Genomic DNA, 14,319 nt, shown 5'->3' on the forward strand with positions numbered 1-14,319 from the left:
GTCGGTGCCCGCCGCTACTCTCTCCGTGCGTGGGGGTTCTTCCTCCACTTCGGACCGGGTTGTGGAGGGGACTGGCTGTGCAGGGAACAGGCGCCGGGGGAACGGCCGCATGAGCACCGACACCGCGCTGCTGGCCGCGGGAGCGGTCCTGCCGGGCGCGAGCGCGGGCGCCGATCGGGACGACCTGCTGGCCAGGCGCTACGAACACCCCGCGCTCGAGGACCGCGTGGTCGTGCGGCTGGTGGCGGGTGTGCTGGCCGAGGCCGAGGACCTCACCGCGGAGTACCTCGGGTTCGCCGCACCGGTGAGCAGTGCTCGAGTCGGCACCGCCCGTCGCGTCGCGCTGGGCTTCCCGGCGTGGGCGCTGGTGCACGACCCGGCCAACGCGCACCACGCGTTGGCCCTGGTCAAGGAGATCGAGCGGCTGGACAGGGTGGCCAAGTCCAAGGCCGGGGCGGCGAAGGACGGGTTCACCGAGCTCGCCGCGATGCTGGGCCGGTCGGCGCCGCACTTCCTCCCGACCTTCTTCGAGGAGGCGGCGCGGATCTTCCTGCGGCACGGCAACGCCAACTACGCCGCCACGATGTTCAGCAAGGCCCGCGAGGCGGAACAGGTCCACGACCTCACGGTTGACCCGGATCGGGTCCGCGCGGTCTTCCTGGAGTTCGCGTTCGCGGGCGTGCTGCCAGCGAAGACGTTGTCCGCTTATGCCAAGGAGCTTGCCCGCCGCTACCCGCCGGTTGAGGCCTACGAACGGTTCCGCACCCTCTGCGTTGAACGCGTCAAGGGCGGGCTGCCCCCGCACGCCGGGATGCCCGAGGACCTCCGCCGCCTGGTCAAAGCGGCCAAACTCGATGCCCGAGTCGAGGACGAACAGGTGCTCCGGGCCATCCTGGACACCTCTGCCGTCGCCCACGCGGCGGCCGGGTTCTGGAAGTCCTATCGCGACGCCTTGATCGCACTGGCCGAGACCGACCCCGAGGCCAGGTCCCGGTTGCTGGTTCTCGTGCCGCGCAGGCACGGCACCCTGGAACCGTGGCTGGACATCATCACCACCGGTGGCGCGACCGCCCTGCTCACCGGCAGTCCCGAACCGACGGCCCCGGCCACTCTGACTCCGCCCACTCTGACTCCGCCCGCCCCGACCCCGCCCACTCTGACCCCGCCCGCCCCAGCCCCGCCCACCCCGGCCCGCTGGCTCAGCGAGGTCATCGCGGCCCGGTGGGCCGACTGGCGGACACCGGAGCGCACCCCGGCCCTGCTCGACCTGGTCGAGACGATGGCCGAGCGGCTGGTCGCCGACGGCGAGCCCGTCTCCGTGGTCGCCCGTCGTGACGACGTCGAACTGGACCTGCTCGACTTGCTCCTGGCCAACGGGGTACCGGTCACCACCGGTGAGGTCCCCTTGGACATGAACCTCCGGGCCTGGTTGTCCGACAACACCCCAGGTCGACGCGACCTGACCGCGGTGGCGGGCAGCGCCCTCGCCGAACGCCTGGGCGCGGAGGTCTTCAGCTACCTGCGGATCCAGTCGCGCGGCGGTGTTGCCGATGCCGCCTTGCTACGCGGTGCCCTGGAGGTACCCGGGTTGCGGGCAGCGCTGAAGGACTGGATCACCGTCCGGGCCGCCAGCCCCGGTCGGACGGTCATCGCTCTTGGCGCCACCTTGCGCGAGCTGGCCGTGCTGGGCATTCCTGAAGCCTTCGTCGACGCTCCCGAGGCCGCTGACTCCCTGGCCGCGGTCGACGTCGAGAGCGCCCTCCAGCACACGCTGCGGGCGGGGCTGCTCGATGAAATCGGGTGGGACGCGCTGGACCAGGCCGTGGTCACGTTCCCGATCGACAAGGACGGCAAGCGCGCGGTCGAGGTCGTCGGCGAGGGCTGGCCCGCGTTGGTGTTGGGCCGCGAAAGCCGCATCGTCGTCGCAGGGCCGGACGGTGTCCTCGCTGAACACTTGGCGCAGATCCCGGCCGAGGCCCGTGCGACGTGGCACTCCGCGATCAAGGCGGCGTGGTTCGACAGCGCACTCATCACTTATTGGCACGGACCCGAGAAGAACCTGGCCTACTGGAGTGACGATCCGCGAAAGCACTTCACCCCTGGCGAGCTGAGCGCGTGGGGTACCCATGCGATCACTCCCTCGGTTGCCCTGCCTGGTGGCGGTAGGTTCACCGGCAAGCGGGCGATTCACCCTGGCGACACGCATCTCTCCGAGCCACGAATGACCTATGGCGACGGAGCTACCGTGTGGTGCGCCCGGTGGGGCAATGGGTGGGAGTGGTTCCAGGTGGACCCGACCACCGGTGTGGCAGGCCGGGCCAGCCTTCCCGCCTTCCTCGACGACTTCACCGCTGATGGTGCTCAGCTGGAGCTTGTCCAGTGCGATCTGCGGCCGACGGCACCGGGTACCGAGTCCAGCCCTCTTGGCGCTGCTGGTGGCCTGCACGGGTGGCGGCTGCGCAGAGAGCAAGACGGGTCCTGGACCGGGGAAGGGATCGACGGTCGGCGCGTCCGCTCCACCAGCGCCGTCAGCGGCTTGCTTGAGGTACCGGGCGGCAGACTCGCCGTGGTGCGCAGCCACCGGGTCATGACCGTCCACGACGCGGATGACACCCCCGTGGCCACTGTCCTCGAAGGGGACAACCACCCCGACTACGCCGCCGGAACCCCCATGGTGGTCCCGTTCCTGTGGTGGCACCTGTTGCGTCCGCGGGACACAGTGGGTTCGGCCGCGCTACGCGGGGCGACTATCGACGCCGTGCGCATCATGCTGGCGGCCGCGGTGGCAGAAATCGAAGCCGATACCGCGCCCGACAACCAGACCGCCTATAGCGACATCATGGCGGACAAGCGCGACACCGTTGCCACGGCCGTTCTCAGGGCCCTACCCGGCCTCAGCCACCCCGCGCTGCTCGCGGGGGTTGTCGGTGTGGTTCGCGCCGCCGCGCGGCACCAGGTCGGGCTACGCGCCTTCGCCGACCTCGCCGTCAGGGCGAAGGAGCTCGGTGACTGGCTCGGCGACACCGCCCCCGTAGTGACTGACCACGACGTCAACACCGCGCTCAACTGGTTCGGCCACTTCAACGGCGGTCGTCAGACCGGGGCAGCGGCCACTCTGCCTGTTGTCATCGATGCGCTGCGCGCCGCTGCGGCACGGCCCACCCCGGTTGCTGAGGGCCTGCCGGAGCTCACCAGTACCGCGTGGCTCACGCTGCTGCCGCACCTCGGCGCCTTGGCACACCGAGCGGCCTCCCCGCTGGCGGCCGAGGACGAGCGGTCCGCGCTGGGGCACGTCCTGCGGTGGACCGCCGACAGCACCATCCTCGACCAACCGGGCCAGTGGCGGACACTCGCGATCAAGGTGCCGGACAACGACTCCTTCACCCGGCACAGCGTGATCCCGGTGGCAGGCGGATTCCTGAACGTGGTCGAAGGCGGCTGGTACGGCAGGCACGCGACCGGGATCCAGTTCACGGCGAACCCGGGCAGCTTCGCGATGCCGTCGGGCTGGACCGTCGAGCGGGAAGAGGTGGTGCCCACGACCCTGGACCGTGGTTGGATCCACCGCTTCCTCGACAACCTCGCCACCCATGGGCCGTTGCCGTGGCGCGAAGAAGCGGTCGCGGAGCTCGTCGAAGCCACCGGGATGGGCACAGCCGAGGCCGCCTACCTGCTCGCGGGGATGCCCGGCGTCACCAATTGGGGAAAGACCTTCCTCAGTACCCAGGACCGCGCTCTGCTCGGGCTGTCCGCGCCAGCGGCGAACGCGGCGCGGGAGCGGATGAAGGGCCTCAAGGACGACGTGCGCGGGCGGCTGCTGGCGGCGCTGGCTCCCGTGGACCCCGACGACCTGTGGACCACCGGCCCGGACGTCGCCGCCGCGGCCCGCGTGTGGAACGAGGTGTTCGGCCGGTCACGCCCGGTGGACGACGCCATCCTGGTGGAGGCGGCCAAGCTGCTCGTGCAGAGCCCGGTCGAGCACGTCGTCGGCTTGCTCAACCCAGCCGGGGCCCGTGTCCTCACCACCGACGCGGTGATGCGGCACAACGGACGGCACCTGGTGAGTCAGAACCCGGACGGGTTCACGCTCAACGACCTGGACGCCATCCCGCGGGTGCTGCTCTGGTTGGCGCAGCGCCTCCCGGCGGGGTCGGCGCACCGCGCCACCCTGCCCGAAGCCCTGGCCCTGGCCAGGCAACGCGCGGCGCACCCGGATTTCGGGATCACCTTCAGCAGCCTGGTCGGTGCGGCAGAGGTGCAGGCGTTGCTGGGGGTGGACCTGCCCGAGCCCGACGCCACCGCCAGCGTCCGCGAGTGGCTGGACGTCCATGGCAGCAGGCACACGATCTACTTCACGGTGTGGCCGGGCCGGGTCGGCCCACAAGACCGGGAACTCCTGGTGGCCATTGCCGAGATCTCCACCTCTCGTGACTTCCTCGCGGTGTGGGACCTCCTTGCCAGCGACGGTCTCGCCGCCGCGTGCGCGGTGCCGCCGCAAGGCGGACCGGACGCCTACTTCCAGGACCCCACGTTCTCCGTGCCACACTTGGTGAACCAGGTTGTGGAACGCCACAACCTGGACCCGGACGCCGCCGCCATCTACCTGCAACTGTTGGCGTTACCTGACCCGACAGACGCCAATGTGGCCCGCTGGACCGGGTGGAAGCCTGCCCGGCTGCGTAAGGCGCGGACGGCGCTCGCTGAGACCGACCTCGTGCTCACCGCCAAACGCGCCCGCGCGGGCCGTTCGCTGTTCCTGCCCGGCGGGTGGCTCGCTCTGCCCACACCCCACGTACCTTTGGAGACCTGGAAAGCCCCCATGTTCGGTTTCACTGACATCCCCACCCGCGTGATCGCCGCGCGAGAACCGATCACCGACCTGTTCACCCGCGCCTGGCAACGGGTGCTCGACGACGACGCCCCCGCGTACGAGGAAATCCGTACTGGGCGGCGCCGATGAGCAGGCAAGTGGATCCCGCCGAGGACGCCTACCGCGACGAGTTGGCGTTCCTCGCCGCTTATGACGACGGCCGCAAACCCCCGGGTTGGCTGCTCACCCCACGCGCCGCTGTCACCTTCATCATGGGCAGCGATCCGCTAACCCTGCCCACGCCCGTTGACGGGCTCCCCGCGCGACTGGCGATCAGCCAGAAGTTCGTCGGCGAGCGCGCGCTGGTGGAACGCGCCGTGATCACCTTGGCGGGCGAGCGCGGCCTGTTGCTGGTCGGTGAGCCGGGCACGGCCAAGTCGATGCTGTCGGAGTTGTTGGCGGCGGCGGTGTCCGGAACCAGCCAGCTGGTAGTGCAAGGGACCGCGGGGACCACTGAGGACCAGTTGCGCTACGGCTGGAACTACGCCCTGCTCCTCGCGGAGGGGCCCAGCCCGCGTGCGTTGGTTCCCTCTCCGGTCTTCACCGCCATGCGCGGTGGTGGTGTCGTGCGGGTCGAAGAGATCACCCGGTGTCTGCCGGAGGTGCAAGACGCGTTGGTATCGATTCTGTCGGATCGACGCATCGCCGTACCTGAGCTGTCGGGTACTGATGACGCCACCGTGCACGCGGCTCCCGGCTTCACCGTGATCGCCACCGCGAACCTGCGCGACCGGGGGGTGTCGGAGATGTCAGCGGCTCTCAAACGCCGCTTCAACTTCGAGGCCGTCGGCCCCATCGGCGACTTGACGGCCGAGATCGCGCTGGTGCGGAGGCAGGCCACGACAGCCCTCGACCGGGTCAACGCGCCGTTCGCGATCGACGACGTCGTGCTGGAGGCCTTGGTGACCGCGTTCCGCGACCTGCGCGCGGGGACCTCGGTGGAGGGCTGGGCGGTCGAGCGCCCCAGCACGGTCATGAGCACCGCCGAGGCCGTCTCGGTCGCCACCTCACTCGGCCTGGCCAACGCCTACTTCGCGGGCGACCGCGACCCGTTGTCGCTGCTGCCCGGCCACCTGCTGGGGGTCGTCCGCAAGGACGATCCCGCCGACGCCGCCCGACTCCTCGCCTACTGGGACGGCGCGGTGCGCCGCCGCGCCGAGTCCGGCACCCACACCTGGCGCCGCCTCTGGGACCTGCGCGATGTCCTCGACCACTGACCTGGCGACGACCACTGACCTGGCGACGCTCGACGAGCTCGTGACCCACCGCGCGCCGTTCCTGATCGGCGTGCGGCACCACTCGCCCGCGGTCGCCGCCGTGGTGCCCGCGTTGTTGGCGGCGGCCGAGCCGGAGGTCGTGCTGATCGAACTGCCGGAGGAACTGGGGGAGTGGCTTCCCCATCTGGCCGACCCCGGGTTGGTGGCCCCGGTTGCGTTGTCAGGCGCCGATCGCGAAGGCGGCGGTCTCGCCTTCTACCCGTTCGCCGACTTCTCACCGGAGTTGGCGGCGATCCGGTGGGCTCACCAAGCAGGCGTGGAGGTGAGGACCTGCGATCTCCCGCTGTCACGCCACGGCAGCGGCTACCGGCAACGCCAGGCCCAGGCAACGCCGCTGTCCGATGCCCTGCGGGACAAGGCAACCGGCCGCGGGGGCGACGACCTGTGGGACCGGCTCGTCGAGGCTGCCGCACCTGGACAGACCCCGGAGGCGGTCCGGCGGGCTGCGCTCTACGTCGGGTGGGCCATGCGCGCTGACGGCACTGTCGACCCGTTCGACACGCGTCGTGAGGCATGGATGCGTCAGGTCATCGCGGAAACCGACGGGCGGCGCTGCGCGGCTGTGATCGGCTCTTACCACGCTGCCGGGTTGCTGCGCGGTGCCGAGATCTCCCAAGAGCCCGCCAGCGCGCGTGAGACCATCACGTCATTGGTGCCTTACACCTTTGCCATGCTCGATGAGCGTTCCGGTTACCCGGCAGGCATTCGCGACCCGGAGTGGCAGCAGGCAGTTCTATCGGCCGCTGGTGATCCTGCCGAGGTCGAGGCGGCCGCAGCGAACGTGATTGTGCGAATCTGTTCCAGGGTAAGAGAACTGGGGCACCCCGCTGGTCCCGCCGAGGCGCGCGAGGCACTGCGCCTAGCGGTCGACCTTGCCCGGCTGCGCGGGCTTCCGGCGCCGGGCCGCAGCGAGGTAGTCGAAGCCATGCAAACGGTGCTCACTCACGCGGAGCCTCTAGGGCGCGGTCGGGTTGTCGCCAAGGCAGCCGGAGATGTCTTGGTTGGGCGGCGCACCGGAGGGCTCGCGCCAGGCACACCCCGCTCCGGCCTGGCACCGTCGGTGGAGGCACTGCTCACCCAGTTGCGGCTACCCGGCCCGTCAGACCGCGACCCTGCCGACTTGCGGCTAGACCCGCTGCGCTCCGAACGGGACGCGCGCCGCGAAGTCACCTTGCACAGACTCGCACTGCTGGGCGTCCCCTACGGAGAACCGACCGCCACCACCGGAGTCGGCGGCGCGGACGCCCTCACCACCCGTTGGCGGGCCACGTGGACCCCGGCCACCGCGGCGACCCTCCCCGTCGCCGGGCTGTGGGGTCCGACGCTGCCTCTTGCCGCTGCCGGACGGCTGAGGGCCAGGCGAGCCGATCGCGACGGTCACACCGCCCGAGATGTCGTCACGGACCTCGCCGACGCCGCCCGCTGCGGACTCGACGAGCTCCTCGCCGACGTCCTCGCCGACGCCGCCATCGTCCTCCCCGCCACGGCAACCCTGCCTGACCTGCTCGCCGCGCTCGACCAGCTCGACCGCCTCCGCGCGGGTCACTCGCCCGGCGTCACCGGCGACCCGGTCCCGCCGGACCTGGCGCGTGAGCTGGAGACCGCCGCCGTGGCACAACTCGACGGCCTAGCGGGCTCGCAATCCCCGGCCGACGCCCGATCCTTGGTCGAACTCGGCCAACGCCACGACGCCCACGGCACGGGCCTTCGCCTCGGCGCCGCTCTACGCGGCCTGACCGACCATGGCGCCCCGCTCATCGCCGGTGCCGCAGGCGCGACCCGGGTCTTGCTCGGCCTCCTCCCGCCGCAAGACCTGGGCGAACGGGCCGCCTCCCTGGTCGACACCGCCTCCTCCACGTCAGGCCGCGACACCCTGCGGGGATTCCTCACCGGTGTCCTCGCCGCGGCGGAACCGCTCTTGGAGACACCGGAAGCCCTGACGCCGCTGCTCGACCGCGTCGCCACGCTCACCGACCGCCAGTTCCTCGACCGCCTCCCGGCCCTGCGCGCCGCGTTCGCCACCGTGGGCCCCACCCCTCGACAGCGCATCACCGCCGTCGTCGAGCAGCACACCGGCGCTCGGATCGACACCGCGCATGACCCCGTGCTGCTGGCTCGGTGGATCCGGGCCGAACAGGCCGCCCTCGCCATCGTCGGCGCGCACGGCCTCCAGCCGGGCAGGCAGGCCGCGCCAACCCCGGCCGAGCCCGAGGCAGCACCGCAGCAAGGTGACATCACGCCCACGACCCGGTGGCGGCTGGTGCTGGGGTCGCGTGACGAGCAGACCGACGGCGCCAGCAGGCGGTACGCGGCCGCGCTGGACGAGCTGTACGGCGGGGGCAGCGGAGAGGGCGCGGACCGGCACGGTGTCGGAGCGGGCCGGGGCACGCCGTTCCCGAGCGCCCGCGAGTGGTCGATCGAGCTGGGCGAGTTGTTCGGCGAGCGCGTCCGAGAGGAGGTCCTGGCCGCGGCGGTCGAGAGCGGTCGCGTGGAGGCGGCCCTGCACCTCGACCCCGACGCCGTGCGCCCGTCGGTCGAACTGCTGCGGGATGTGTTGTCCCTGGCCGGTGGCCTGCCGGAGGCGACCCTCGCGCGGCTGCGGCCCCTGGTCGCGCGGCTGGTGCGGGAACTGGCCGCGCAGCTCGCCGTCCGGCTGCGGCCCGCGCTGACCGGGATCCAGCTCCCCGTGCCCAGCAGACGCCCCGGCGGTGGCCTCGACCTGCACCGGACCGTGCGCGCGAACCTGGCCACCGCCCGGCGCGGCGCCGACGGTCGCGTGCAGGTCCTGCCGGACAAGCCGGTCTTCCGCACCCGTGCCCGCCGCACCAGCGACTGGCGACTTGTCCTCGTGGTCGACGTGTCCGGCTCGATGGAGGCCTCGACGGTCTGGTCGGCGCTCACCGCGGCCGTGTTCGCGGGCATCCCCTCGCTGACCACCCACTTCCTCGCGTTCTCCACCGAGGTCATCGACCTGACCGAGCACGTGGCCGACCCGCTCGCCCTGCTGGTCGAGGTCCAGGTCGGCGGCGGGACCGACATCGCGGGCGCGCTTCGCCACGCCCGCACCTTGGTGACCGTGCCCGAACGCACGATGGTGGTGGTTGTGAGCGACTTCGAGGAAGGCGGACCTATCGGCCCCCTCTTGGCGCAAGTCAAGGAGTTGGTCACGGCAGGGGTAACCGTCCTTGGTTGTGCCAGCCTCGATGACACCGGTACTGCCCGCTACTCGGCTGCCATCGCCGGAGGGCTTGTTGCCGCCGGGATGCCTGTGGCGGCGTTGAGCCCGCTGGAGTTGGCGCGCTGGGTAGGGGAGAAGGTGCGCGGATGACCCTCCCACCGGTGGCACCGGAAGTGGTGCCGGAAGTCCTGGACGCCCTGCCGCCACGATTGCGCAAGCGGATCGACGGCGCTCTCGACCGGGCGGGCACTTGGCAGGTCGAGAACACCGACACGGGTGCGCGGGCGGTGCTCGACGCCGACACGACCTTGACCTGGACACTCCACAGTGGAGTTCTGACGGTCGCCGATGGCCTGGTGTGCAGCTGTTTGCTGGCGCCCAAGTGTCTCCATCGCGCGATAGCTGTCGCCGCGGCCGAGGTGGGCGAGACATCGGTGGTGGTCGAGGAAGTACCAGTGGTCGAAGGTGACCCAGTTCGTGAAGACGAACGTGCGGCCGCAGGAGCACTGTGGGCCGCCTGCGCGGAGGTCTTGCGGGTCGGGGCGACCGCAAGTGGTGCCGTCGTGCGCGGTGAGGTGCTGCGGGCCGTGCACAGTGCCCGGGTCGTGGGACTGCACCGCGCGGCGGCCGGTGGGGTCCGGGTCGCGACCGGGCTCGCCGAGGCGAAGGCAGGGGCGTCGTCTTTCGACCGGGAGACCTTGGCTGATGACCTCGTCGAGGTGATGCTGCTGTGCCACGACCTCCAGACCGGAGTGGGTGACCCGACGTCGCTGAGGGGGACCGCGCGCCGCGAGTACCGACCGGTCGGGTCGCTCCGGTTGCACGGTCTGTGCACGGAAGCTGTCCTCTCCGATACGGGATATGCCGGTGCCGTCACCTACCTGGTGGCCGCGGATAGAACACTGTGGACGGTCAACGCGGTCCTCCCCGGCGGCGAGGACCGGGTCATGGCCGCGGCGAACGGGCCGGTCGCGATGGGGGAGACGGGCCTGACGCACCGAGAACTCGGCCGTGCGGGACTCATGCTCACCGGTGCCACCGCATCCGAGGACCGCAGGTTGGGCGCGGGCAGCGGTGTCCGCGCTGTCGCCGCCACCGGAGCGGGGTGGGACGCGTCCCCCATCGCCGACTTGTGGGATGAGCCGCTGGCTGACCAACTCACCCGCGCGGACGGTCTCTTGTTCCTATCGGGAGCCGTGAGCGGCCCGACCTCGACCGCCCTCCGCATGAGCCTGAACACCGGTGACATCAACCTTCTAGGCGCTACCGACGCGGCGCGCGACAACCTCCGCCTCCTCGGCGAGCGCCCGGGGATGCCCATGCGCGTGGTCGCCCGGCTGGTGCCCGACCAGCCCGCGACCGCGGTCGCCATTGCCGTGCTGGCCCCACTCAACCGGCCCGGCCACGTCGACCTCACCCTCGATCGCCTGCAACGAGCCCACCTCCCCGCGGGTGAACCCAGCCCTCCGCTGCCCACCCCGCGTCCCGAACCGACCCCGTCCAGCCTGATCGCCAGCGTCGTCCAGCGAGTGGTCATCGGTGGCCGTGCCGTCGCTGCCTTGCCTTCCACCGCCCGCGACGCGGGAACCCTGGCCCGGTTGGGACTCGCCGCCACCGCGGGGCTGCTCGGCGACCTGGCCTCGACCGCCCGCGACCGCGAGCGCGACGCCTTCGGCCGGGTTGTCCCGGACCGCACCGACGCCTTCCCGGTCGCGTGGTTGACCGCCGCCGTCCACAGCAGGGAGTTCGCCCGGGCCGAGGTCCGACTCAGCTGGCCATTACCCGACGGCCAGGAAGATGAGGACACCGACGAGGGCTAGGCCGCCTGCGATGGCGGCCGCGACGAGCGACCAGACCACGGCCAGGCCGAACCGCCAGTCGTCGTCGCGAACCGCCAAGCGGACGAGGTAGCCGCCGAACCCGACAAGTGTCGCCACAGCGCCGGTGATGAACACGAACCCGACCGCGGCGATGCCCTCGCTCGGTACGAACACCTGGTCGCCGACGCGGCGGACGGTCAGCCGGGCGCCCTCTTGGTGCGTCTCCCGCGCCGGGGCGAGCACCGACTTGCCCGCGGGCTGGCTGCTGCCCTCGGGGTAGAACACGCCCGTGCACTGGTGCACGTCGCCGTCGGGTGTCGAGCGGCTCGTGCACCCGGCGACCTCGAACACGCCCGGCTCGCCCTTGTACCCGGAGTCGGTCCTGACCCCGCCCCAAACCAGCACGAACAGGACAACCGCGGTGGCCACCAACACCACCGCTGCCACCACCCGCGTCACCCTCAGCACCGTGGCCTCCCCGCTTCTCGAACCGGGAGTATGGCTCACCCGACGAGGTAGAGGACCACCGCCAGCACCAACACCGGCACACCGACCCCGAGCGCGGTGGCGAATCCCCGTCCCAGCGCCTCCCAGGTGCGCCACGGCTGCCGCCGCACCGCCTGCAGCCCGATCGACACCGCGAACACCACCAGCGCGACGACGCAGATCAGCAGCGCGCTCAGCAGCAGCACCAGCCGCCACACCTCGCGCTGGTTCGCCAGGGTGCCCTCGCGGTACACCGTGACGTGCTGCCCCTCGCCGATGCCGTGCGCGTCGGCGACGCTGACCCTGGTCACCGGCGCCAGCGCCCCGTCCGGGGTGAACTGGCCCCGGCAGCCGCGCGGCCCCGACTCGACCTCGTGCGCGCACTCGTCGACCGCCACCGTGCCGCGCTCCCCGGTGAACCCCGACATCACCAGCGCGCGGGGACCGAACAGCAGCACCAGCCCCACGGCGAGCCCGGCGACCACGACGGCCACCACAGCCTGGGCCAGTCGCCGTCGCCGCCGGTGTGTCATGCCTCCATGGTTACCACGCCGCACCGACGAAACCGGCGGATCGGCGGAAGATCAGGGCCGCGGCACCGGGGTTGGACAAGATCACACCGCGCTGGGCAGGCCCCGAACCCGGCCCACCGGGCGGCCGCGCGGGCGGGTCTGCCGGTGGACAACCCGGCTCGGGGTGGAAGTGTTGCCGCCCAACGAGGTGCTGGCCCCTCTCCGGGCACGAGGAGAGGGGCCAGCACCGGTGTTCGGGTTACGGCAGGGCGTTGAGGAACGGCCGGTGCGCGTTCTGGAATTCCCAGTTGTAGTACCGGTCCCAGTTGATCGACCAGGTCATCAGCCCGCGCAGGTTCGGCGAGGTCCCGCCGCGCAGGGTGTAGCTCCCGCAGCTCTGCCCCTTGACCAGGCAGGTCAACGCCTGCTGGACGGCGGCGGGCGCGGTGTGCCCGCCACCGGCGCTGACCGCGGCGGGAACGCCGAAGCCGAGCTGGTCGTCGCGCAGGCCGGGGAAGGTGAACCCGGTGTTGGCCACCGGGAACCCGGCCTTGAGCATGTCGGTCATGGCGATGTGGAAGTCCGCGTTGCCCATCGAGTGCCACTGGTTGTCCAGACCGGTGACCGAGCCGGAGTTGTAGTCCTGCACGTGCAGCACGGTCAGCGCGTCGCGCATCGCGTGGATGACCGGCAGGTACGACCCGGTGCGGTTGTCCCCGGCGCTGGTGCCGCCGTAGAACTGGTAGCCGACCTGGACGAAGAACGTCTCCGGCGCCATGGTCAGCACGAACTTGGCGCCGTACTTGGCCTTCAGCGACTTGAGCGCGGCGATCAGGTTCACCACGACCGGGGTGGTCGGGTTGCGGAAGTCCTTGTCACCGGCGTTGAGGTAGAGCGAGTGGCCCTCGAAGTCGACGTCGAGCCCGTCGAGGCCGTACTTGTCGATGATCGCCGACACCGAGCTGACGAACTTGTCGCGCGCCGCGGCCGAGGTCAGCTGCACCTGGCCGTTCTGGCCACCGATGGAGATCAGCACCTTCTTGCCCTTGGCCTGCTTGGCGCGGATGGCGGCGATGAAGTCCGCCTCGCTCTCGACCGACGGGCACTCGGCGACCGGGCACTGCGTGAACCGGATGTCGCCGGAGGTCACCGAGGTGGGCTCACCGAAGGACAGGTTGATGATGTCCCAGCTGTCCGGGACGTCGGCCATCTTGATGTAGCCGGACCCGTTGGCGAAGCTGGCGTGCAAGTAGCCGATCAACGCGTGCTTGGGTAGCCCGGTGTCCGGGCAACCGGGGGTCGTGGCACTGGCCTCTTGGCTGCGCGCCGACTCGCCCTTGTCGTTGTACGCGGTCACTGCGAAGCCGTGCGTCGTGCACGCGGTGAGGCCGCTGATCGTCGCCGAGGTGCCGGTGACCGTCGCCTTGAGCGCCGATCCCTCGTAGACCTTGTAGCCGGTGACGGTCCCGGTGGCCGCGCCCCACGACAGCGCGATCGAGTTCGCGGTGACCGCGCCGACGGACGGGTTGCCCGGCGCGCTCGGTGCGCCGCCGCCCGGGTTGTCGCCGCCACCACCGGGGCCGTCGAGGACGAGGTCGTCGACGTTGAAGGTGCCCGCGCCGTACCAGCCGTGCACGTAGAGCTCGGCGGAGGTCTGGGTGGCGGCGCTGGTGAACGACAGGGACAACTGCGTGTAGTTGGCGGCGGCGGTCCAGGTGGAGCCACCGCCGGTGATGCCGAGGTAGACCGGGTTGCCGCGCACCCACGCGGAGACGGTGTACTTGGTGTTCGGCAGGACCGACACGGTCTGCGAGCACCGGCCGTTCTTCGCGCCCGCGGCGGTAGAGGCCAGCGCGTTGGTACCGGAGTGCACCGGGGTCGTGACCACGGTCGCCGAGTCGCAGGTCCAGCCCGCGGTGGTGCCGGTCTCGAACCCGGGGTTGGTGAGCAGGTTGGCCGCCGCCGCGGGACCGGCGGCGAGGACACCGGTCGCGATCGCGGCGACGGCGGCCAACCCGGCCACCACCACCCGCCCACGCCGGCGTCGGGGAACGACTGTCATCTCGACAACCTCCATTGCCGCGGTGCGCAGGGGGGACACCGCTGCCTATTGTCTAGACCAATCAGCTGGGGTTGTCCAGACCTCTGCGGCCCAGCGGTGGCCCGCTTCCGGTGC

7 protein-coding genes are annotated in these 14,319 nt (G+C 71.3%); 4 read left to right on the forward strand and 3 right to left on the reverse strand.

Features of this window, described 5'->3' with window-relative positions:
- Positions 1–109: 109 nt before the first annotated feature.
- From LV75_RS19010 to LV75_RS19025, 4 genes are read left to right on the forward strand one after another with little or no spacing between them, the layout of a single operon-like run.
- On the forward strand, positions 110–4,960 hold the full coding sequence (locus tag LV75_RS19010) for a hypothetical protein (protein WP_253888285.1): 4,851 nt from the start codon (positions 110–112) through the stop codon (positions 4,958–4,960).
- On the forward strand, positions 4,957–6,087 hold the full coding sequence (locus tag LV75_RS19015; protein WP_253888286.1) for an ATP-binding protein: 1,131 nt from the start codon (positions 4,957–4,959) through the stop codon (positions 6,085–6,087). Before LV75_RS19010 ends, LV75_RS19015 begins: the two co-directional genes overlap by 4 nt.
- Positions 6,071–9,475, forward strand: coding sequence for a DUF5682 family protein (locus LV75_RS19020; RefSeq protein WP_253888287.1), 3,405 nt, complete (start codon positions 6,071–6,073; stop codon positions 9,473–9,475). Before LV75_RS19015 ends, LV75_RS19020 begins: the two co-directional genes overlap by 17 nt.
- On the forward strand, positions 9,472–11,145 hold the full coding sequence (locus tag LV75_RS19025; RefSeq protein ID WP_253888288.1) for a hypothetical protein: 1,674 nt from the start codon (positions 9,472–9,474) through the stop codon (positions 11,143–11,145). The genes LV75_RS19020 and LV75_RS19025 overlap by 4 nt, the downstream gene beginning before the upstream one ends.
- Here LV75_RS19025 and LV75_RS19030 read toward each other — a convergent pair.
- The 3 genes from LV75_RS19030 to LV75_RS19040 form a co-directional block, all read right to left on the reverse strand.
- Positions 11,104–11,613, reverse strand: coding sequence for a hypothetical protein (locus LV75_RS19030; RefSeq protein WP_253888289.1), 510 nt, complete (start codon positions 11,611–11,613; stop codon positions 11,104–11,106). The two genes, LV75_RS19025 and LV75_RS19030, sit on opposite strands and share 42 nt — an antisense overlap.
- Before the next feature lie 35 nt (positions 11,614–11,648).
- Positions 11,649–12,164 carry a hypothetical protein gene (locus tag LV75_RS19035; RefSeq protein WP_253888290.1) on the reverse strand — a complete coding sequence of 172 codons (516 nt, stop codon included), beginning with the start codon at positions 12,162–12,164 and terminating at the stop codon, positions 11,649–11,651.
- Positions 12,165–12,402: 238 nt separating this feature from the next.
- The gene (locus LV75_RS19040; protein ID WP_253888291.1) at positions 12,403–14,205 is read right to left on the reverse strand and encodes a chitinase; all 1,803 of its coding nucleotides are present in this window, start codon (positions 14,203–14,205) and stop codon (positions 12,403–12,405) included.
- Between the last annotated feature and the right edge of the window lie 114 nt (positions 14,206–14,319).

It is taken from the genome of Actinokineospora diospyrosa (genome assembly GCF_024171925.1).
In the GTDB taxonomy this organism is placed as follows: domain Bacteria; phylum Actinomycetota; class Actinomycetes; order Mycobacteriales; family Pseudonocardiaceae; genus Actinokineospora; species Actinokineospora diospyrosa.